Origin of the sequence: Serratia sp. B501 (assembly GCF_051172315.1) — a bacterium.
Taxonomy (GTDB): domain Bacteria; phylum Pseudomonadota; class Gammaproteobacteria; order Enterobacterales; family Enterobacteriaceae; genus Serratia; species Serratia ureilytica.
Genome location: NZ_JBPIZB010000001.1, coordinates 1168705 through 1190566, shown reverse-complemented (window position 1 = coordinate 1190566; position 21862 = coordinate 1168705). Strand labels below are relative to the sequence as shown.

Here is a 21862-nt window from a genome sequence, read left to right as displayed (position 1 = left end):
GGTTTTCCCCCGCGTCCTACCCCCAAATACCCCGTCTTGCCTCCCACCCGTTCGCCTTCATATTGATATTCTGATTTATTCATTTTAATTCAAACAATTAATTCTATTTCTCACCCCTATACTTTGGTGGTATTTCCCGCCCGGCGCACGCGTCGCCCGCCGCTTTCTCTTGATCGCAATCAATCTGCCGCCGGTTGGCCGTCAGTAGGCTGGCGGCAGATTGAGCATGTCTTCTTATAACGACAAGAGCCTTCAGGAGCATTCCGGATGAGCAAATTTTTAGACCGTTTCCGCTATTTCAAGCAGTTGGCGGAGCCTTTTTCTGGCGATCATGGCCAGACCTTGAACACCAACCGCGACTGGGAAGACGGCTATCGCAGCCGTTGGCAGCATGACAAAGTGGTGCGTTCCACCCATGGCGTGAACTGCACCGGTTCCTGCAGTTGGAAGATCTACGTGAAGAATGGTCTGGTGACCTGGGAAACCCAGCAAACCGACTATCCGCGCACCCGCCCCGATCTGCCCAACCATGAGCCGCGCGGCTGCCCGCGCGGCGCCAGCTACTCCTGGTACCTGTACAGCGCCAACCGGTTGAAATACCCGCTGATGCGCAAGCGGCTGCTCAAACTGTGGCGCGAGGCGAAAGCGCAGCACAGCGATCCGGTCGAGGCCTGGGGATCGATCGTCGGCGATGCGGAAAAAGCCAAAAGCTACAAGGTGGCGCGCGGCCGTGGCGGTTTCGTCCGCTCAAGCTGGCAAGAGGTCAATGAACTGATCGCCGCCGCCAACGTCTATACCGCCAAAACCTTCGGCCCTGACCGCATTATCGGCTTCTCGCCGATCCCGGCGATGTCGATGGTGTCCTACGCCGCCGGCGCCCGTTACCTGTCGCTGATCGGCGGCGCCTGCCTGAGCTTCTACGACTGGTATTGCGATTTGCCGCCGGCTTCGCCGATGACCTGGGGCGAGCAGACCGACGTGCCGGAGTCCGCCGACTGGTACAACTCCTCCTACATCATCGCCTGGGGCTCCAACGTGCCGCAGACGCGCACCCCGGACGCCCACTTCTTTACCGAAGTGCGCTACAAGGGCACCAAAACCGTGGCGGTGACGCCGGACTACGCCGAAGTCGCCAAGCTGTGCGACCACTGGCTGAATCCGAAGCAGGGCACCGACAGCGCGATGGCGCTGGCGATGGGCCATGTGATGCTGAAAGAGTTCCATCTCGACCGCGAAGTCGGCTACTTCCGCGACTACGTGCGCCGCTATACCGACATGCCGATGCTGGTGCTGCTGGAGCCGCGTGAAGGCGGCCACTACGCCGCCGGCCGCCTGCTGCGCGCCGCCGATCTGGTGGACGGACTGGGCCAGGAAAACAATCCCGAGTGGAAAACCGTCGCTATCGACAGCCGCAGCGGCGAGCTGGTGGCGCCGCAGGGCTCCATCGGTTTCCGCTGGGGCGAGAAGGGCAAGTGGAACCTGGAGCAGCGCGAAGGCAAGTCGCAACAGGAGGTTGAGCTGCAGCTCAGTCTGCTGGGCATGCATGACGACGTTGCCGAGGTGGGCTTCCCGTACTTCGGCGGTGCCGACAGCGAGCATTTCAACAGCGTAGCGCTGGACGAGATCCTGCTGCACAAGCTGCCGGTGAAACGCCTGCGGCTGGCGGACGGCAGCGAAGCGCTGGTGACCAGCGTGTATGACCTGACGCTGGCCAACTACGGCCTGGATCGCGGGCTGGGCGACGCCAACTGCGCCGCCGACTATGACGAGGTCAAGGCTTACAGCCCGGCCTGGGCCGAGCAGATCACCGGCGTGTCGCGCCACAATATCATCCGCATTGCCCGCGAGTTCGCGGAAAACGCCGAGAAGACCCACGGCCGTTCGATGATCATCGTCGGCGCCGGCGTCAACCACTGGTATCACATGGACATGACCTACCGCGGCCTGATCAATATGCTGATCTTCTGCGGTTGCGTCGGCCAGAGCGGCGGCGGCTGGGCGCACTATGTCGGCCAGGAAAAACTGCGGCCGCAAACCGGCTGGCTGCCGCTGGCGTTCGGCCTCGACTGGCAGCGCCCGCCGCGCCATATGAACAGCACCTCGTTCTTCTACAACCATTCCAGCCAATGGCGCTATGAAACCGTCGGCGCCGATGAGCTGCTGTCGCCGCTGGCGGACAAGTCGCGCTTCGGCGGCAGCCTGATCGACTTTAACGTGCGCGCCGAGCGCATGGGCTGGCTGCCGTCGGCGCCGCAGCTGGGCGCTAACCCGTTGCGCCTGGCGGAGCAGGCCCGTGCCGCCGGCCAGTCGCCGGTTGAGTTCACCGTCGACAGCCTGAAGAGCGGTGCGCTGGGCTTTGCCGCCGAGCAGCCGGACAATCCGCAGAACTTCCCGCGCAACCTGTTCGTCTGGCGCTCCAACCTGCTGGGCTCTTCCGGCAAGGGCCATGAATACATGCTCAAATACCTGTTGGGCACCGAGAACGGCATCCAGGGCAAAGATCTCGGCCAGCAGGGCGGCGTGAAGCCGCAGGAAGTGGAATGGCGCGAGCAGGGCGGCGAAGGCAAACTGGATCTGGTGGTGACGCTCGATTTCCGCATGTCGAGCACCTGCCTGTATTCCGACGTGGTGCTGCCGACCGCCACCTGGTACGAAAAAGACGACATGAACACCTCCGACATGCATCCGTTCATTCATCCGCTGTCGGCGGCGGTCGATCCGGCCTGGGATTCGAAGAGCGACTGGGAAATCTACAAGGGCATCGCCAAAGCCTTCTCCGAGGTGTGCGTCGGCCATCTGGGCCAGGAAACCGACGTGGTGACCTTGCCTATTCAGCACGACTCCGCCGCCGAGCTGGCGCAGCCTTACGGCGTGCAGGACTGGAAGAAAGGCGAGTGCGAACTGATCCCCGGCAAAACCGCGCCGCACATCATCGCGGTGGAGCGCGATTATCCGGCCACCTACGAGCGCTTTACCTCCTTGGGGCCGTTGATGGACAAACTGGGCAACGGCGGCAAGGGCATCAGCTGGAACACCCAGACCGAGGTCGATTTCCTCAAGCAGCTTAACTACGTCAAGGCCGATGGCCCGGCGGCGGGGCGGCCGAAGATCGAGAGCGCGATAGACGCGGCGGAAGTGATCCTGTCGCTGGCGCCGGAAACCAACGGCCAGGTGGCGGTGAAAGCCTGGGAAGCGCTGAGCAACGTCACCGGCCGCGATCACCGGCATCTGGCGCTGAACAAGGAAGACGAGAAAATTCGCTTCCGCGACATTCAGGCGCAGCCGCGCAAAATCATCTCCAGCCCAACCTGGTCCGGCCTGGAAGACGAGCACGTCTCCTATAACGCCTGCTACACCAACGTGCATGAGCTGATCCCGTGGCGCACCCTCAGCGGCCGTCAGCAGCTGTATCAGGATCACGAGTGGATGCGCGCCTTCGGCGAAAGCCTGCTGGCGTATAGGCCGCCGATCGACACCCGCGCCGCGCAGCCGCTGCTCAACAGCAAACCGAACGGCAACAAGGAGAAGGCGCTGAATTTCCTGACGCCGCACCAGAAGTGGGGCATTCACTCCACCTACAGCGACAACCTGCTTATGCTGACGCTGTCGCGCGGCGGCCCGATCGTCTGGCTGAGCGAAGACGACGCCAAAGATCTGGGCATCGCGGACAACGACTGGATCGAGGCCTTCAACGCCAACGGCGCGCTGACGGCGCGCGCGGTGGTCAGCCAGCGTATCCCGGCGGGGATGACCATGATGTACCACGCGCAGGAGCGCATCGTGAATCTGCCCGGCTCGGAGATCACACGCCAACGCGGCGGCATCCATAACTCGGTGACCCGCGCTTGCCCGAAACCGACCCACATGATCGGCGGCTATGCGCAGCTGGCCTACGGCTTCAACTACTACGGCACCGTCGGCTCCAACCGCGACGAGTTCGTGGTGGTGCGCAAGATGAACCGTATTGATTGGTTGGACGATGAAGGCAACGACTACGCGCAGGGCAGTCAGCAGGAGAACAACAAATGAAAATTCGTTCGCAAGTCGGCATGGTGCTGAATCTGGACAAGTGCATCGGTTGCCACACCTGTTCGGTCACCTGCAAGAACGTCTGGACCAGCCGCGAGGGGATGGAATACGCCTGGTTCAACAACGTGGAAAGCAAGCCCGGCGTCGGGTATCCGCACGCCTGGGAAGATCAGGAAAAATGGAAGGGCGGCTGGATCCGTAAAATCAACGGCAAACTGGAGCCGCGCATGGGCAGCCGCGTCGGCGTGCTGGCGAAAATCTTCGCCAACCCGGACGTGCCGGCGCTGGATGACTACTACGAGCCGTTCGATTACGACTACCAGCACCTGCACACCGCCAAACCGGGCAAACACCAGCCGGTGGCACGCCCGCGCTCGGTGATCACCGGCCGGCGCATGAACAAGATCGAAAACGGCCCGAACTGGGAAGAGATCCTCGGCGGAGAGTTCGAAAAACGTTCGCAGGACAAGAACTTCGACAACCTGCAGAAGGCGATGTACGGCCAGTTCGAAAACACCTTCATGATGTATTTGCCGCGCCTGTGCGAGCACTGCCTCAACCCGGCCTGCGTCGCCACCTGCCCGAGCGGGGCGATCTACAAGCGCGGTGAAGACGGCATCGTGCTGATCGACCAGGACAAGTGTCGCGGTTGGCGCATGTGTCTGACCGGTTGCCCGTACAAGAAAATCTACTTCAACTGGAAGAGCGGCAAGTCCGAGAAGTGCATCTTCTGCTACCCGCGCATCGAAGCCGGGCAGCCGACGGTCTGTTCGGAAACCTGCGTCGGCCGCATCCGCTACCTCGGCGTGCTGCTGTACGACGCCGATCGCATCGAGCAGGCGGCGGCGGTGGAAAGCGACAAGGATCTGTACCAGAGCCAGCTCGATATCTTCCTCGATCCGCATGACCCGAAGGTGATTGCTCAGGCGCTGGCGGACGGCGTGCCGCAGGGCGTAATCGAAGCCGCTCAGCAGTCGCCGGTGTACAAAATGGCGATGGACTGGAAGCTGGCGCTGCCGCTGCACCCGGAATACCGCACGTTGCCGATGGTGTGGTACGTGCCGCCGTTGTCACCGATTCAATCGGCCGCCGACGCCGGCGAGCTGGCGCACAGCGGCGTATTGCCGGACGTCGAGAGCCTGCGCATCCCGGTGCAGTATCTGGCGAACCTGTTGACCGCCGGCGATACCGAGCCGGTGCTGTTGGCGCTGAAACGCATGCTGGCGATGCGCCACTACAAACGGGCGGAAACCGTCGACGGCGTGGTGGACATCAGCGCACTGGAGCAGGTCGGTCTGAGCGAAGCGCAGGCGCAGGAGATGTATCGCTACCTGGCGATCGCCAACTATGAAGATCGCTTCGTGGTGCCGTCGAGCCACCGCGAGCTGGCGCGCGAAGCCTTCCCAGAAAGCAAAGGCTGCGGTTTCAGCTTCGGCGACGGCTGCCACGGCAGCGACGGCAAGTTCAATTTGTTCAACAGCCGTCGTATCGATGCCATTGACGTGACCGCGAAAACCGCGCGGCCGGAGGATGCCTCATGATCAGTCTGAAAGTGATCGCCCGCCTGCTGGATTACCCGGAGCAGGCGCTGTTTGACCATCAGCAGGCGCTGATTGAAGCGCTGGAACCGGCCAGCGAGCTGGATCTGCACCACAGCGCGCTGCTGATTCTGTTTATCCGCCGCCTGTGCGCGCGCCCGTTGCTGGACGCGCAGGCCGACTATTGCGAGCTGTTCGATCGCGGCCGCGCCACCTCGCTGCTGCTGTTTGAGCACGTGCACGGCGAGTCGCGCGATCGCGGCCAGGCGATGGTTGACCTGATGGCGCAGTACCGCGCCGCCGGGCTGGAGATCGACAGCCGCGAGCTGCCTGATTTCCTGCCGCTGTACCTGGAGTATCTGGCCAGCCGCAGCGCGGCACAGGCGCGGGAAGGGCTGCAGGACATTGCGCCGATCCTGGCGCTGCTGGGCGCGCGCTTGCAGCAGCGCGAAAGCCCGTACGCGGTGCTGTTCGATCTGCTGTTGGCGCTGTCCGGCAGCGATGCGCAGGCGCAGGCGCTGAAGACGCAGGTGGCGCAAGAGGCGCGCGACGATACGCCGCAGGCGCTGGATGCGGTATGGGAAGAGGAGCAGGTCAAATTTCTCGGCGAGCAGGGCTGCGCCTCCGCCCAGCAGACGGCGCACCAGCGGCGCTTCGCCGGCGCGGTGGCGCCACAGTATCTGGACCTGACGGATGCGTTAACCGGAACCAAAGGACGCTAATCATGCAATTTTTGAATCAGTTCTTCTTCGACATCTACCCTTATCTGGCCGGCGCGGTGTTCCTGATCGGCAGCTGGCTGCGCTACGACTACGGGCAGTACAGCTGGCGCGCCGGCTCCAGCCAGATGCTGGATAAAAAGGGTATGCGGCTGGCGTCCAACCTGTTCCACATCGGCATTATCGGCATCTTCGCGGGCCACTTCCTCGGCATGCTGACGCCGCACTGGATGTATGAGGCCTTCCTGCCGATCGACGTGAAGCAGAAGCTGGCGATGATCGCCGGCGGCGCCTGCGGCCTGATGACGCTGATCGGCGGCGCGCTGCTGCTGAAGCGCCGGTTGACCAACCCGCGGGTGCGCGCCACCAGCAGCTTCGCCGACATCATGATCCTGACGTTGTTGGTGGTGCAGGTGTGCCTGGGGTTGCTGACCATTCCGTTCTCCGCCCAGCATATGGACGGCAGCGAAATGATGAAGCTGGTGGCCTGGGCGCAGGCGGTCGTGACCTTCCACGCCGGCGCTTCTGCGCACCTGGAAGGCGTGGCGCTGATCTTCAAGCTGCATATGGTGCTGGGCATGACGCTGTTCGTGCTGTTCCCGTTCTGCCGCCTGGTGCATATCTGGAGTGCGCCGGTAGAGTACCTGACCCGCCGTTACCAGCTGGTGCGCAACCGCCGCTGAGCCTGACCCCGCCGCCGCCGATCGCCAGCGGCGGCGCTATTCCGATAATTCTCCCGCCGTCTGCCCATTCTCGTCGCCTTGTCGTAAACTCACTATCTCAGTTATGTTACGTTTATGCTTCCGCCGACGGACGTCGGCCTGTGGTAGCCGATAACAAGAGATACCGCCTTGATGAAAGGCATTTTGGGACATAAAAACCGGGGATGATCCGTGTGGTCTGCGCGCCGTACGGGAGAATCGCTTTATGGATAGTCAGGTTAATCAATAACAATAATGACCACACAATTACGCTCACCCGAGCTGCTGCCTCTGAAAATCATCGCCACCGGGGCCGCGTTGCCGCCTAACCGCGTGGCGTCCTCTGCGCTCGACGCTCGGCTGGGGAAACCGGCCGGCTACGTTGAAAAACGCTCGGGCATCGTTTACCGCTATCACGCCGCCGACGATGCCAGCCAGGCCGAACTCGCCGCTGCCGCGCTGCAAGATGCGCTGGCTCGCCACGCCATTCCGGCGGACTCGATCGATCTGCTGATCTCTGCCTCGGCGATTTCGGTGCAGGCGCTGCCGTGCACCGCCGCGCACATTCTCAAGGTGGCGGGGCTGGCGCCGGGCACGCCGGGCTTCGACATCAACAGCAGCTGCGTCAGCTTTATCTCTGCGCTGCAGGTGGCGGCAGGGCTGCTGAACGCCGGGACGTATCGACGCATCGCCATCATCTCGGCAGATCTCGCTTCACGCGGCATCGACTGGCAGCACGAAGAGTCGTCGCTGATCTTCGGCGACGGCGCGGCCTGCGCCATTGTGGAGCGCGGCGACGGCGCCAGCGGCATCCTCGCCAGCCTGGTGGAAACCTACCCCGCCGGCAGCGAACTGTGCGAGATCCGCGCCGGCGGCACGCGTCGCAACCCGCGCGCCGGCATGTGTGAGCAAGACTTCCTGTTTCATATGCAGGGCAAGCCGCTGTTCCGCCAGGCGTCGGCGCTGATTGAGGGTTACCTCGATCGGCTGTTGAGCGCCAGCGGCCTGACCCTGGCGCAAATCGCCACCGTGGTGCCGCATCAGGCCAGCCATCTGTCGCTCGAACATATGCGCAAACGGCTGCACGTCTCCAGCGAGGCGCTGGTCGATATCTACCGCCATCATGGCAATCAGGTGGCGGCGTCTATCCCGACGGCGCTGCATGCCGCCGTGACCACCGGGCGCTTCAATCCCGGTCAGCCGGTGATGCTGATCGGCACCGCCGCCGGGCTGGCGCTGGCCGGCATGGTGTTGCTGCCATGAGGGTGCTGGTCACCGGGGCGACCAGCGGGCTGGGACGCAACGCGGCGCAGTGGTTGCTGGAGGCCGGACATCAGGTGCGCGCCACCGGCCGCGATGAACGGGCCGGCGCAACGCTGCGTCAGCTGGGCGCCGAGTTTTGCGCGCTCGATCTGGCGCAGGCCACGCCGCAGCAGTGTCGGGAGCTGGTGACCGACTGCGAATGGGTCTGGCACTGCGCGGCCAAGTCTTCGCCCTGGGGCGGCAAAGCGGAGTTTCACCGCATCAACGCCGTGGCAACGGAGAAGCTGGCGGAGGCGGCCGGGCGCTGCGGCGTGCGGCGCTTCGTGCATATCTCCACGCCGGCAATCTACTTCGATTTTCAGCCGCATTACGATCTTGACGAGGGTTACCGCGCCCGGCGCTTCGCCAATCACTATGCCGCCAGCAAGTATGCGGCCGAGCAGCGCCTGTTGGCGCAGGCGAAGATCTATCCGCAAACCACCTACATTATGCTGCGGCCGCGCGGCCTGTTTGGCCCGCACGATCGGGTGATCGTGCCGCGGCTGTTGCAGCAGCTCGAACGCGACCGCGGGGTATTGCGATTGCCCGGTGGCGGACAAGCGCTGCTGGATCTGACCTTCGCCCCCAACGTGGTGCACGCGATGGATCTGGCCAGCCGACAGCGCGGATTGCCGTCCGGCGCCGTGTACAACATCACCAACCACCAACCGCAGCGGCTGGCGGAGATGCTGGATGCGTTGCTGCGTCAGGAGCTGGGGCTGAGTTACCGGCTGCAGGCCGTGTCCTATCCGCTGCTGCATACGCTGGCCGGCGGCATGGAGCTGTGGGCGGCGCTGAGCGGCAAGGAACCGCTGTTGACGCGCTACAGCGTGGCGGCGGTGCATTTTGACATGACGCTGAGCCAGACCCGTGCGATCGAAGAGCTGGGTTACCGGCCGCGTTATTCGATGGAAGAGGGCATTCGTCTGACCGGCGAGTGGCTGCGGCGGCAAGGAGGCGGACAGCATGGCTAAGGTCACCGTGTTTGAAGTGGGCTATTGCACGCATATCGGCTGCATGGCGCTGCGCGGCGCCGGATTCCGGGTGTGCAAATTCCCGGCGCGCGCCTATCTGCTGGAGGTGGGGGAGCGCCGCTGGCTGTGGGATACCGGCTACGCGCGTTATTTTCAGCAGCACACGCAGTCGGGGCTGTTCAGCCTTTACCGCCGCATGACGCCGGTCTATTTCGATCCGGCCGAGTCGTTGGCGCATCAGCTGCGCGAAGCCGGTTACGCCGAGGGGGATATTCAGGCGCTGATTGTCTCGCATTTTCACGCCGATCACATCGCCGGGCTGCAGGATTTCAGCCAACTCGACTTTATTTGCTCCGGCGAGGGCTGGCAGCAAACCCGTGGGCTGCGCGGTTTCGCGGCGCTGAAGCGCGCCTTTATTCCCGGCCTGATCCCGGCGGATTTCGAGAGCCGTCTGCAGTTTATGGAGTCTTTTCCTGCGGTGGCGTTGCCCGCGCTGTTGGCGCCGTTCGATCGCGGTTACGCGCTGCCGGGCAGTGAAGGGCAGGTCGTGCTGGTGCCGTTGCCGGGGCATGCGGCCGGCCATATCGGCGCCTTTATTCTCACCGACGCCGGCTGGACGCTGCTGGCCAGCGACGCCGCCTGGTCGCCGCAGAGTTACCAGACGCTGCGCGGGCCTTCGCGCCTGGCCAATCTGGTGATGGACGACGCGGCGGCTTACACCCGCACCCTGGAGCGGCTCAACCAGCTGTGGGCGGGCGGTCAGGTCAACATTTTGCTGTGCCACGAGGGGGACCTGTGATCCCCTTCATGACCCTTTGGCACTATTTCCGCGCCCGGCGCCTGCGCTTTGGCGATCGTGCGGCGCTGGAGGCGCATCAGGCCCGACAGCTTGAGGGGTTTGCCCGCCGGGTGCTGAGCAAGAGTCCCTATTTTCAAGGCTTCAGCCGCCGGCCGTTCGCCGAATGGCCGCAGATGGACAAGGCGCTGATGATGGCGCAGTTCGACCGCATGAACACCGCCGGGCTGCGGCGCGATGCCGTGTTGGCCTGCGCGCAGCGCAGCGAGGCGGATCGCGATTTCACGCCGAAGATCGGGCGCTACAGCGTCGGATTGTCGTCCGGCACTTCCGGGCAGCGCGGCGTGTTTGTCGTCAGCCCGCGGGAACAGCAGGTGTGGGCCGGCGGCATGCTGGCGAAAATGCTGCCGGACGGGCTGTCGGCGGGCGAGCGCGTCGCGCTGTTTCTGCGCGCGGACAATAATCTCTATCACAGCGTGAACAACCGTTGGCTGAGCCTGGCGTTTTACGATTTGCTCGCGCCGTTCAGCGGCCACTTGCCGGCATTGGAACGGCAGGCGCCCAGCATCATCGTGGCCCCGGCGCAGGTGCTGCGCGCATTGGCGTTGGCGGTGCTGGCCGGGCAGGTGACGCTGTCGGTCAAAAAAGTGATCTCGGTCGCCGAGGTGCTTGAAGAACAGGATCGCCGCCTGCTGCAGCAGGTGTTTCCGGCGGTCGGCGAAGTGTATCAGGCTACCGAGGGGTTCCTCGCCGCCACCTGCGCGCACGGCACCTTGCACCTGAACGAGGAGTTTTTGCATATCGAGCCGCAGTGGATCGACGAACTGCGCTTCACGCCGCTGATCACCGACTTTACCCGCAGTACGCAGCCGATCGTGCGTTATCGGCTGGACGATGTATTGGTGCTGCGCAAGGAACCCTGCCCATGCGGGCAACCGACGCGGGCGATCGCCCGTATCGAGGGGCGGCGCGACGATCAGCTGATGCTGCCCGATGCGCAGCGGCAACCGCAGGCGGTGTTCGCCGATGCCTGCAGCCGAACGATCGCCAATGCGTTACCGCTGACCAGCGATTACCGCCTGATCCAGCATGGCGAACGGCGGTTGGAGCTGATTGCCGATTGCAGCCCGGCGGCGTTGGCGCACTGTCAGGCGCAGCTGATGGCGCTGTTCGCTCGTCAGGGCATCGCCACCGTTCGCCTCGAATGGCGGTTGACGGCGCAAGCGGTGCTGCCGCAGTTCGATCGCAAGCGGCGGCGCATCGTGCGCCGGGCGGAGGAGGCATGAAAAGCGCACTGTTCAGGCTATGGCACATGCTGCTGGGATGGGGCACGGTCGGCGTGGTGTATAGCCTGACCGATCGCCTGCAGGGTGCGGGAACCCTGTTGCCGCCGTCGGCGCTTGATCGGGCGATCCCGTTCAGCCCCACGGCCATCTGGCTCTATCTGTCGTTCTTCCTCATCGTCCCGGCGGGCTATCTGCTGGCGCCGCTGCCGCGGATCAAATGGCTGACGCTGGCGATGCAGCTGACCGCGCTGGGCGCCGGGGCGGTTTATCTGCTGTGGCCGACCACCATGGCCTATCCGCAGAACGATGGCGTCGGGATCAGCGCGCAACTGCTGGCGGCGTTAACCCGGGTGGACTCGCCGCAAAACTGCCTGCCTTCGTTGCATATGGCGCTGACGGTGCTGGCGGTGTGGGCGCTGAGCGACGGCGAACGCAAAGTGCGCACGGCGCTGTGGATGCTGTGGGGCGTGGCGATCGCGTTCTCGATTCTGCAACTGCGTCGGCATTTGTTTGTCGATTTGGCCGGCGGCGCGCTGCTGGCGCTGTTCGCCGGCTGGCTGGCCCTGCGCATGAAAACCCTGCGCCGGCGCGTCGTTAAAGGAGAAATGGGATGAGCGATCTGGCATTGCCGATAGTGTTCATGCTGTTCATCGTGGTGGCCGAGGCGGTGGCGCTGCAGTGGGGGCGTCGCGAGCCGATCAACTGGCACGATCTGGTGTTCAACCTGAATTCCGGCCATATCATGTTGTGGCTGTTCCGCGGGTTGGAGATCACCTGCTACGGCTACGTGGCCGCGCATTTCAGCCTGGGGCTGCTGGATGCCTGGCCGCCGCTGCTGATGTGGCTGTTCGCCCTGCTGGCGTGGGACTTCGGTTTCTACTGGCTGCACCGTCTGCACCATCGTTTCCGCCTGCTGTGGGCGGTGCACGTGGTGCACCATCAGGGCGAGCACTTTAATCTGTCGCTGGGGGTGCGCAACTCCTGGTATTCGTCGCTGACGTCGATCCCGTTCTTTTTGCTGCTGGCGTTGGCGGGGGTGCCGCTGTCGGTGTTCGTTGCGGTCTCTATTTTTCATTACAGCATTCAGCTGTTTAACCACAATGCGCTGACGCCGAAGCTCGGCGTGCTGGAAAACATCCTGGTCACGCCGGCGCATCACCGGGTGCATCACGTCAAGGACATGGCGTATTCCAATAAGAACTTCGGCGGCAGCTTTATCTTCTGGGACAAGCTGTTCGGCACCTTTTGCCCGGCATTGCCGAGCACGCCGTTCAGCTATGGCGTCGGCGGCGACAGGCCGTCCGCCAACCCATTCTGGGCGAGCAATCTGCCGTTCCTGCGTTATTTGCGCCTGGCATGGCGCCCGGCGCCGGGCCGGCCACGCGACCGCCGTTCGGCGTTCAGCGTTTTCAGCGGCGCCATGCTGTTGTTCTCGCTGGTGGTCGGTTACGTCTACCAATACGGTTACGGCTATAGCGACATCAGCTGGCCGCAAATGGCGCTGTTGGCGCTGCTGGCGTTGGGATCGGTGGCGCTGGGCGGCATGACGGAAGGGCGGCGGTGGGCGAGCGCCGTCTGGCTGCTGATCGCGCTGGGCATGCCGCTGCTGTTTATCGGCTATCTCGGTTGGCCGCAGCGCTATTGGCATATCGCCATGGCCGCCGTGGCGTTGCATGCCCTGTGCGTCGCGTTGGGCTGGGGAAGAGTAGCCGCACCGGCCGCCGTGGAGGAACCGCATGGCTGAATCATTGCCGCCGCTGCGTTTTCCCGCCGATGGCGAACAGGCCTTCCACCGCGATCTTAAGCGCGCGGCCCACGCCTCTCTGGCGGGCGATCATCGCTATGCCGATGCCGCGCGATTGGCCAAGGCCGCGCTGTTGCTGGCGCTGTGCGTCGGGTTTTACGCGCTGAGCCTGCTGCAGCATCAGCCCTGGGCGTTTTTCCTCTGCTATTTCCTGTTCGTGACCATGGGCATGCTGCTCAATGTCAACGTCAACCACGATGCTTCGCATAACGCTTTCCTGCGTGCGCCCTGGGCCAATCGGCTGGTGGGGCGGTTGGTGACGCTGCCGCTGGGCGTCGATCCGGACTACTGGCGCACGCGGCATGTGGATTACCACCATGTTTACGCCAACGTCGAACATTACGATCTGGATACCGAAGAGAACGGCTTTTTCCGCCAGACACCGTTCCAGTGCTGGCGGCCCCATATGCGCTATCAGCATCTGTACTGGCCGCTGATCGCCGCGCTCTCGCTGCCCTATATCGCCTGGATTTTCGATTGGTCCGATCGGCTCGATAAAACGCCGCTGCGGGAAAAACGCGTGCTGGCGGGGCGCGGCGGTTGGGCGCTGTTCGTGCTGTGCAAGCTCGCGCATCTGGCGCTGGTGCTGGTGGCGCCGCTGGTCGTGGGCCACTTGCACGGCATCGGCTGGGGCTGGGTGTTGCTGGCTTACGCGCTCAGCCAGATGTGCGCTTCGCTGCTGGTGGTGTTCTTGCTGCTGGGCACCCATTGGGCGCAGGCCGAGTTTTACCCGGCGCCGACGGGCGACAGCATGCCGCAAGGCTGGTATCGGCACAATTTCGCCACCGCCTGCGACTGGCAGCCCGAACCGCGCTGGCTGGAGCATCTGACCGGCGGGCTGAACTATCACCTGACCCATCACCTGTTTCCCGGCTGGAATCATCGCCACTATCCGGCCCTGGCCGCCGCGGTGGCGGAGGTCGCGCAGCGGCACGGCATGGCGTACCGCTGCATTGGCTATCGTGAACTGCTGGCGCAACAACAGCGCTTCTTACGCCGGATGGGACAGCCATGAAACCGCTGCGTCCGTTAGCCTATCGGCGCGACGATAACGGGTTGCACCGCGCGCTGATGCAGGCCGCACAGCATTATCTGGCGGCCAACGGCGATCACCGCTTCGCCGACGGCGGCATGCTGGCGAAGGTCGCGCTGCTGCTGGCGCTGTGCGGCCTGTGTTACGGGTTGAGCCTGCAGCAGCAAAACGGCTGGGCGTTTTTCGCTTGTTATTTCGGCTTTATCTTTATCGGCATGTTCCTGACGGTGAACGTGGTGCACGACGCCTCGCACAACGCGTTTTTCCGCCGCCCCTGGGCCAACCGCTGGCTGAACGCACTGGTGAGCGTGCCGCTGGGGCTGGATCCCGACTGTTGGCGCGTGCGGCATGTGTTGTTCCACCATGCCCATAACAACATCGAACATTACGACCCCGACATCGACGCCAATGGCGTGCTGCGGCAAACGCCGTTCCAGCGCTGGCGGCCCTTTATGCGCGCGCAGCGTTACTATTGGCCGTTGGTGGCGGCGCTGACTTTTCCGTACTACATCTGGCTGTTCGATTGGTTGGACAGGGCGGGCCGCACCCGCGTGGCGGCGCGCATGGCGCAGCAGGGCGTGCGCGGCTGGTGCGGGTTTCTGGCGGGGAAGGCGGCGCACCTGCTGCTGGCGCTGGCGATCCCATGTTGGCTGTTGCCGCCGGCTATCGGCATCGGGCAAATTCTGCTGGTCTATTTGCTGAGCCAGATGCTTTCTTCATTGCTGTTCGTGATGTTGATCATCGGCACCCACTGGGCCAAGGCCAACTTTTATCAGGCGCCGGCGCAGGGCGCGATGCCGCACGGTTGGTATCACCATGTGTTCGCCACCACGTTCGACTGGCAGACTCGGCCGCGCTGGCTGGGTTATTGGCTGGGCGGGGCGAACCTGCATTTGACGCATCATCTGTTTCCGCACTGGAGCCACCGCCATTACCCGGCGCTCAGCCGCATCATCGGCGAGGTGGCGCCGCGTTTCGGCATCGACTACCGCCTGCTGGAGCTGGAGGAGCTGTTGCGTCTGCAGCAACGCTTCCTCAGCGCGATGGGCCGCAAGCCGCACTAGCGTTGCATGCGAATTGTGCGAGGCGTTACGCAGTTCACTAATTGAACGATATTTGCCCTTCCAGTAGACTTTCCCTCTGTGAATCAACGGCCACAGGAGGTGGACTATGCGCAGCTTGCCGATTCGGTTATCGAACAAAATTGATGATGATCTGAACGATATCGCCCGGCGTCACGGGATGGAAAAAACCGAGGTAATCAAAATGGCGTTTGCACTGATTACCCTTGCCGATAAGTACTGGATGAAACAGGATGGTACTTCTCTTGGCATTGTACGGGAGAAGGGTGAACAGCTTGAAGCGGTGGGGCGGGTCGTGGAGATCTTCCCATGAACATCGAAAGCCGTAATCTGCGCGATGAGGCCAGCCAGGTTTATCTGGAGCAGGTCTTGGTCTTCGACGAAATGGAGCGGCTGCGCCTGGCACGCCAGGTGCTGTGCGGGATATTCGCGGTCAGCGTGGGCGTATTCGCCGCCCACGCGTATTGGGAGAAAAACGAAGCGCTGAATCAGGTGTTTGAGCTGGTGAAGATCGGCGCCTTGCCGCTGGTCACGCTGGTGGTCTCTTTTTACTTTCCCAACAGCGCGTCCAGATAAGGCGTCACGTCAATGCGACTTCATGCCCGCCGCGGTCATCAGCAGGCGGAACAGCGAGGCAACCACGAAAAGCCCCAGCACGCTGGCGCTCCAGATGATCACCAGCCAACCGATGCGTTTCCACCAGGGCGCCGGAGCGGCGGCTGCCGTTTTATCTTGCATAGCGTCCTCCTTCCTCAGTGATAGCCGTGTTCATGGCTGATCTTGCCGCGGAACACGTAGTAGCTCCAGAAGGTGTAGACCAGAATGATTGGGATGATGAACAGCGCGCCCACCAGCATAAAGCCGAGGCTCTGCGGTGGTGCTGCGGCGTCCCATAGGCTGATGGCCGGCGGGATCAGGTGCGGCCAGATGCTGATGCCAAGCCCGCTCAGGCCGAGGAACACCAGCAGCAGCGTCAGCATAAACGGCGAGTAGTGCGCGCCGCGTTTCACTCCGCGTTGAATTCCCCAGGCGCTGAGCAGCACCAGCAGCGGTACCGGCAGCAGCCAGAACAGGTTCGGCAGCGTAAACCAGCGCGCGGCGATTTCGGGATGCGCGATCGGCGTCCAGATGCTGACCGCAGCCAGCACCAGCAGCAGGATCGCCAGCAGCGGCGTCGCCAGGTGATACATGCGCGCCTGCAGGTCACCGGCGGTTTTCATCACCAGCCAGGTACAGCCGAGCAGGGCGTAGGTCACCACCAGCCCCAGCCCGCAGAACAGCGCGAACGGCGTCAGCCAGTCCAGTGCGCCGCCGGCGTAGGTGCGGCCTTCTACCGGGAAGCCGTTGATCACGGCGCCCACCACCACACCCTGGCTGAAGGTGGCGAAGAGAGAGCCCCAGATGAACGCTTTATCCCAGATATGGCGCTTCTCCGGCGTCGCCTTGAAGCGAAACTCGAAGGCCACGCCGCGGAAAATCAGCCCGATCAGCATCAGCGTCAGCGGGATCGCCAGCGCGTCGAGGATCACCGAGTAGGCCAGCGGGAAGGCGCCGAACAGCGCCGCGCCGCCCAGCACCAGCCAGGTCTCATTGCCGTCCCACACCGGGGCGACGGTGTTCATCATCAGATCGCGGTCGCCGCTCGCCTTCACCCACGGAAACAGAATGCCGATGCCCAAATCGAAACCGTCCATCACCACGTACATCATGGTGCTGAACACGATGATGACAAACCAAATCAGCGGAAGATCGATACCCATGTTCAGCTCCTGTCGTCCAGAGTGTCGTTGACCGCGGACAGCGGACGCGCCGGGCGGCCCTCGGTATTGTCTTCTTGGTGTTCATGCGGCTGCGGCCCTTTGCGGATCAGGCGCATCATGTAGGAGTAGCCCACGCCGAACACCGAGCAGTAGACGATGATGAACGCCAGCAAGCTGATGCTCATGTGCAGATCGCCGTGCGCGGACACCGCATCCTTGGTGCGCAGCAGGCCGTACACCACCCACGGCTGGCGGCCTATCTCGGTGGTGAACCAGCCCGCCAGCAGCGCCAGCAGCCCGGAAGGGCCCATCCACAGGATGAAATACAGGAACGGACGCGACTGATAGAGCCCTCCGCGCCAGCGCAGCCACAGGCTCCACACCCCGGCCAGGATCATCAGCATGCCCAGCCCGACCATGATGCGGAACGACCAGAACACCACGGTGGAGTTGGGGCGATCTTCCGGCGGGAACGATTTGAGCGCCGGCACCTGCTCGGTCAGGCTGTGCGTCAGGATCAGGCTGCCGAGATAGGGCACTTCCAGCTTGAAGCGGGTCTCTTCACGCTGCATGTCCGGCCAACCGACCAGGATCAGCGGCGTGGCTTCGCCCGGCGGGTTTTCCCAGTGGCCTTCGATGGCGGCGATCTTCGCCGGCTGATGTTTCAGCGTATTCAGGCCGTGCGCATCGCCGATCAGCGCCTGCACCGGCGCGACGATCAGCGCCATCCACATCGCCATCGACAGCATCTTGCGCATCGCCGGCGTGTCGCGGCCGCGCAGCAGATGCCAGGCGGCGGACGCGCCGACGAAGAACGCCGAGGAGAGGAAGGCGGCGGTGGACATGTGCAGCAGGCGGTACGGGAAGGACGGGTTGAAGATGACCTTCAGCCAGTCAACCGGCACCACCTGGCCATTGATGATTTCATGCCCTTGCGGGGTCTGCATCCAGCTGTTGGAGGCCAGGATCCAGAAGGTGGAGATCAGCGTGCCGAGCGCCACCATGCAGGTGGCGAAGAAGTGCAGGCCGGGGCCGACGCGGTTCCAGCCGAACAGCATCACGCCGAGGAAACCGGCTTCGAGGAAGAAGGCGGTCAGCACTTCATAAGTCAGCAGCGGCCCGGTAATGCTGCCGGCGAACTCGGAGAAGAAGCTCCAGTTGGTGCCGAACTGGTAAGCCATCACCAGCCCGGATACCACGCCCATGCCGAAGTTAACGGCGAAAATCTTTGACCAGAAGTGATAAAGCTCACGATAGGCTTCATTGTGCGTTTTCAACCATAATCCTTCCAGCACCGCCAGATAGCTGGCTAAACCGATGGTGATGGCGGGGAAAATGATATGGAAAGACACGGTGAAGGCGAACTGTATTCTGGCAAGTTCCAGTGCATCAAGACCCAGCATGGCGCCTCCTAGGGTTGAACATAAATTAACCTCTTGAGTATAGCTGTCATTTTTATGTGAAATGCTTGGCGTTAAGTTAAGCACGGAGTACAGTGCCTATAATAGTGACAGTTATTTTACTTTTTCATATAACAGTTAATGGTTATGACCCGATACGAGCAGCTTGCGCAGCAGATTAGAGAACAGATCCAGAACCGGGTGTGGCGGGCGGGCGACAAGCTGCCTTCGCTGCGCGAGAGCGGCAAACGCGCCGGATTGAGCCTGATGACGGTGGTGCAGTCTTATCAACTGCTGGAGAGCCAGGGGTGGATCGTCGCCCGGCCGCAGTCGGGCTACTATGTGGCGGCGCGCCCGCAGCCGCTGCCGCAGCCTTCGCGCGGCGAGAAACTGCTGCTGAGCGAACAGGTGGACATCAACGCCTTTATTTTCGACGTGCTGCAGGCCTGCAAGGATCCGGACATCGTGCCTTTCGGTTCGGCGTTTCCCGACGCCACGCTGTTCGCCCAGCCGAAGCTGGCGCGGGCGCTGAGCAGCGTAGCGCGCAAGTTCACGCCGCACAGTTCGCTGGTCAACCTGCCGCCGGGCAACGACGCGCTGCGACGGCACATTGCCCAACGCTATGCGCTGAGCGGCATGCAGGTCGCGCCGGACGAGATCGTCATCACCGCCGGGGCGATGGAGTCGCTCAGCCTCAGTCTGCAGGCGGTGACCCAACCGGGCGACTATGTGGCGATCGAGTCGCCGGCGTTTTACGGCGCGCTGCAGGCGCTGGAACGGCTGCGGCTGAAGGCGGTGGCGATCGCCACGCATCCGCAGGACGGTATCGATCTGGACGCGTTGCAGCAGGCGGTGGAGCAGTATCCGATCAAAGCCTGCTGGCTGATGACCCACTTCCAGAACCCGCAGGGCGCCACCCTGCCGGAGGCCAACAAGCAGCGTCTGGTGGCGCTGCTGCGCGAACGGCAGATCTCGCTGATCGAAGACGACGTCTACGGTGAGCTGTACTTCAGCGCCGAACGGCCGCTGCCGGCGAAGGCGCTCGACAGCGGCGGCCAGATCCTGCACTGCTCGTCATTTTCCAAATGTCTGGCGCCGGGCTTTCGCGTCGGCTGGGTGGCGGCGGGGCGTTATGCGCAACAGATCCAGCGTTTGCAGCTGATGAGCACCGTTTCCACCAGCGTGCCGACCCAGATGGCGCTGGCGGATTATCTGCTGCACGGCGGCTACGACACCCATCTGCGGCGGCTGCGACGCCTGCTGGCCCAGCGCCAAAGCGCAATGCGTCAGGCGATCGCCCACCATTTTCCGCCGACGGTGAAAGTCAGTCAGCCCGACGGCGGGTATTTCCTGTGGCTGGAACTCGACCCGGCGCTGTCGTCGATGGAGCTGTACCGGCGCGCACTCGCACGGGGCATCAGCATCGCGCCGGGGCGCATGTTCACCACCGGCGACCATTTCAACCACTGCTTCCGTCTCAACGCCTCGTTTGAATGGAATGACCGCTTTGAAGAGGCGATAAAAACCTTAGCCAAACTTATCCGGGGGCTGGCGGCGGCCGGCTGAATCGCGTTTTTCCCGCCGCTTCGCCCCAGAAAAATTCATAATGCTTTTTTCGGCAATGGAATGCCGGTTTCGTTGTTAGACAGCCCTCCAGCCGCCCATTACTCTGCGATAAATTTTGTCACATTTTTATCAACGGGTAGACGAGGGGCAGTGGGTGAGTGGAATAAAAAATAAGCTAAACAAACTGTTGCGCTATCGGCTGACGCCGCTGGCGTTGGTCTGCGCGCTGGGGCTGAGCGCCGCCGCGCAGGCGGAAACGCTGGCCGAAGGCATTACGCCGGCCAGCGACGCCGCTCGGGTGCCGGCCGCCGCCAAACTGCGCAAAGATACCGTCGTGGCGGGCATCTCGGAGCCGCAGGGGATTTTCAACCCGTATCTGTTCACCAACGGCTGGGACGAGAACGTGACCGACGTAATCTTCAGCCGGCTGATCGGCCTGGACAGCCAGGGCAAACCGGAAGGGCGCCTGGCGGAGTCCTGGCAGGTCAGCCCCGATAATCTGACCTACACCATCAAGCTGCGGCCGAATCTGGTCTACAGCGACGGCTCGGCGCTGAAGGCCGACGATATCGCCTTTACCCTGACGCTGCTGCATGACCCGGCCTATGACGGCGATACCGATATCACGCCGGCGCACATTCAGGGCGGCGCCGAGTATAAAAACGGCACCGCGGCCGGCATCAGCGGGCTGAAGGTGATCGACGATCGCACCATTCAGATCGTCACCACCCAACCGGGCGCGACCACGTTGCAACTGATTGGCGGGCCGGTATTGTCGCGGGCTTACTACGGCAAAGACTATCAGCGCGGCAAGCTCGACGGCGTGCGCGCCTTGAACGGCAAGCCGCTCGGCAACGGCCCCTACATTTACGACAAGTACGTGCCGGGGCAGGAAATCCGCTTCCACGCCAACCCGAACTTCTACCTCGGCCCGCCGCCGATGGCGCGCTTTATCTATCGAGTCACCAACCCGGCCACCAACTTCCAGCTGTTCCAGACCGGTGAGACCGACTACGACGCCTTTACCGCCAAGCCGGACGATATCGAACAGCTCAAGCTGCTCGGTTTCGCCAATATCAACCTTTACAGCTCGAGCGATTACAGCCGGGTTGATTTCAACCTCAGACGCCCGGCGCTGCAGGACAAGCGGGTGCGTCAGGCGCTGATCTACGGCCTCGATCGGCAAAAACTGATCGCCGTGGTGTACCAAGGGTACGGCAAGGTCGCCAACCAGCCGATTTCGCCGATCTCCTGGGCTTACGACGCCAACGGCATCAATCCTTACGCTTACGATCTCGATAAGGCCAAAAAGCTGTTGGACGAGGCAGGCTGGCAGGTGGGCGCTGACGGCATCCGGCAGAAAGACGGTAAAAAGCTGGAGCTGACGCTACTGGTGACCAAAAAGCTGATCAACGACGCGCTGGTGCCGATCGCCAAGGATAACTACCGCCGGCTCGGCGTGGTGCTGAAACCGCAGGTATTGGATTTCAACGCGCTGCTGGCGCAGCGCAAGGCGGGCAATTACGACCTGGCGTCTCTCAGCACCAGCACGCTGAACGATCCGCACGACGGCGTACGCGACTTCATCAGCCGCGAGAGCGAGACCGGCTATCACAACCCGCAGGTGGACGCGCTGATCGCCAAAGCCAATGCCACGCTGGATATCGCGCAGCGTAAGCCGCTGTACCATCAGCTGTATCAGGTGCTGGCGGACGATCCGCCGGTGATCCTGCTCGGCAACCGCGAAATCTTGAGCGCCAGCAGCGCGCGCGTCACCGGCTTTAAACCGGATATCTACAACGGACTGGTCGGCAGCCTGCCGAACGTCAAACCGGCGCCGTAACGCCCCGATGCCGCCGCGCCATTCCGGGC

Annotated in this window: 19 protein-coding genes; 16 read left to right on the top strand and 3 right to left on the bottom strand. The window is 63.0% G+C overall.

Annotated features, from left to right (window positions below):
• The first annotated feature begins 267 nt into the window (after positions 1–267).
• From ACSBQV_RS05880 to ACSBQV_RS05815, 14 genes are all read left to right on the top strand, one after another.
• Complete coding sequence (locus ACSBQV_RS05880) at positions 268–4029, top strand: nitrate reductase subunit alpha (protein ID WP_434991425.1); 3762 nt, start codon at positions 268–270, stop codon at positions 4027–4029.
• Entirely contained in the window at positions 4026–5570 is a 1545-nt protein-coding gene (gene narH / locus ACSBQV_RS05875) for a nitrate reductase subunit beta (RefSeq protein WP_099785945.1), read from the top strand. The genes ACSBQV_RS05880 and narH overlap by 4 nt, the downstream gene beginning before the upstream one ends.
• Positions 5567–6289, top strand: a complete 723-nt coding sequence (gene narJ / locus ACSBQV_RS05870; protein ID WP_033650904.1) for a nitrate reductase molybdenum cofactor assembly chaperone — start codon at positions 5567–5569, stop codon at positions 6287–6289. Before narH ends, narJ begins: the two co-directional genes overlap by 4 nt.
• Before the next feature lie 2 nt (positions 6290–6291).
• Positions 6292–6969: a respiratory nitrate reductase subunit gamma gene (gene narI, locus ACSBQV_RS05865; RefSeq protein ID WP_019452883.1), complete on the top strand. Its 678-nt coding sequence runs from the start codon at positions 6292–6294 to the stop codon at positions 6967–6969.
• A 273-nt stretch (positions 6970–7242) separates the two neighbouring features.
• The gene (locus tag ACSBQV_RS05860; protein WP_042784778.1) at positions 7243–8250 is read left to right on the top strand and encodes a 3-oxoacyl-[acyl-carrier-protein] synthase III C-terminal domain-containing protein; all 1008 of its coding nucleotides are present in this window, start codon (positions 7243–7245) and stop codon (positions 8248–8250) included.
• Complete coding sequence (locus ACSBQV_RS05855) at positions 8247–9263, top strand: NAD-dependent epimerase/dehydratase family protein (protein WP_099785943.1); 1017 nt, start codon at positions 8247–8249, stop codon at positions 9261–9263. Before ACSBQV_RS05860 ends, ACSBQV_RS05855 begins: the two co-directional genes overlap by 4 nt.
• On the top strand, positions 9256–10062 hold the full coding sequence (locus ACSBQV_RS05850) for an MBL fold metallo-hydrolase (RefSeq protein ID WP_099785941.1): 807 nt from the start codon (positions 9256–9258) through the stop codon (positions 10060–10062). The genes ACSBQV_RS05855 and ACSBQV_RS05850 overlap by 8 nt, the downstream gene beginning before the upstream one ends.
• Positions 10059–11345 (top strand): F390 synthetase-related protein, encoded by a 1287-nt coding sequence (locus ACSBQV_RS05845; RefSeq protein ID WP_099785939.1) that lies wholly within the window; start codon positions 10059–10061, stop codon positions 11343–11345. The genes ACSBQV_RS05850 and ACSBQV_RS05845 overlap by 4 nt, the downstream gene beginning before the upstream one ends.
• Positions 11342–11959: a phosphatase PAP2 family protein gene (locus tag ACSBQV_RS05840; RefSeq protein WP_033650909.1), complete on the top strand. Its 618-nt coding sequence runs from the start codon at positions 11342–11344 to the stop codon at positions 11957–11959. The genes ACSBQV_RS05845 and ACSBQV_RS05840 overlap by 4 nt, the downstream gene beginning before the upstream one ends.
• Complete coding sequence (locus tag ACSBQV_RS05835) at positions 11956–13089, top strand: sterol desaturase family protein (RefSeq protein WP_099785937.1); 1134 nt, start codon at positions 11956–11958, stop codon at positions 13087–13089. The genes ACSBQV_RS05840 and ACSBQV_RS05835 overlap by 4 nt, the downstream gene beginning before the upstream one ends.
• Entirely contained in the window at positions 13082–14164 is a 1083-nt protein-coding gene (locus ACSBQV_RS05830; protein WP_099785935.1) for a fatty acid desaturase family protein, read from the top strand. The genes ACSBQV_RS05835 and ACSBQV_RS05830 overlap by 8 nt, the downstream gene beginning before the upstream one ends.
• Positions 14161–15246: an acyl-CoA desaturase gene (locus tag ACSBQV_RS05825; RefSeq protein WP_099785934.1), complete on the top strand. Its 1086-nt coding sequence runs from the start codon at positions 14161–14163 to the stop codon at positions 15244–15246. Before ACSBQV_RS05830 ends, ACSBQV_RS05825 begins: the two co-directional genes overlap by 4 nt.
• Before the next feature lie 106 nt (positions 15247–15352).
• The gene (locus ACSBQV_RS05820; protein WP_025303190.1) at positions 15353–15577 is read left to right on the top strand and encodes a hypothetical protein; all 225 of its coding nucleotides are present in this window, start codon (positions 15353–15355) and stop codon (positions 15575–15577) included.
• A complete protein-coding gene (locus tag ACSBQV_RS05815) occupies positions 15574–15840 on the top strand; it encodes a hypothetical protein (RefSeq protein WP_033643416.1) in 267 nt (88 codons plus the stop codon). The genes ACSBQV_RS05820 and ACSBQV_RS05815 overlap by 4 nt, the downstream gene beginning before the upstream one ends.
• A 9-nt stretch (positions 15841–15849) precedes the next feature.
• Here ACSBQV_RS05815 and ACSBQV_RS05810 read toward each other — a convergent pair whose 3' ends face one another.
• The 3 genes from ACSBQV_RS05810 to ACSBQV_RS05800 are packed head-to-tail and all read right to left on the bottom strand — an operon-like array spanning position 15850 to position 18427.
• Entirely contained in the window at positions 15850–16002 is a 153-nt protein-coding gene (locus ACSBQV_RS05810) for a DUF2474 domain-containing protein (protein ID WP_004934619.1), read from the bottom strand.
• Between the two features lie 14 nt (positions 16003–16016).
• The gene (gene cydB / locus ACSBQV_RS05805) at positions 16017–17024 is read right to left on the bottom strand and encodes a cytochrome d ubiquinol oxidase subunit II (protein WP_033643414.1); all 1008 of its coding nucleotides are present in this window, start codon (positions 17022–17024) and stop codon (positions 16017–16019) included.
• Positions 17025–17026: 2 nt separating this feature from the next.
• Positions 17027–18427, bottom strand: coding sequence for a cytochrome ubiquinol oxidase subunit I (locus ACSBQV_RS05800; protein WP_004934615.1), 1401 nt, complete (start codon positions 18425–18427; stop codon positions 17027–17029).
• A 144-nt stretch (positions 18428–18571) separates the two neighbouring features.
• Here ACSBQV_RS05800 and ACSBQV_RS05795 point away from each other — a divergent pair, with 144 nt between their 5' ends.
• Complete coding sequence (locus ACSBQV_RS05795; protein WP_042784770.1) at positions 18572–19990, top strand: PLP-dependent aminotransferase family protein; 1419 nt, start codon at positions 18572–18574, stop codon at positions 19988–19990.
• A 154-nt stretch (positions 19991–20144) separates the two neighbouring features.
• Positions 20145–21833 carry an ABC transporter substrate-binding protein gene (locus ACSBQV_RS05790; RefSeq protein ID WP_199169665.1) on the top strand — a complete coding sequence of 563 codons (1689 nt, stop codon included), beginning with the start codon at positions 20145–20147 and terminating at the stop codon, positions 21831–21833.
• Positions 21834–21862: the final 29 nt, after the last annotated feature.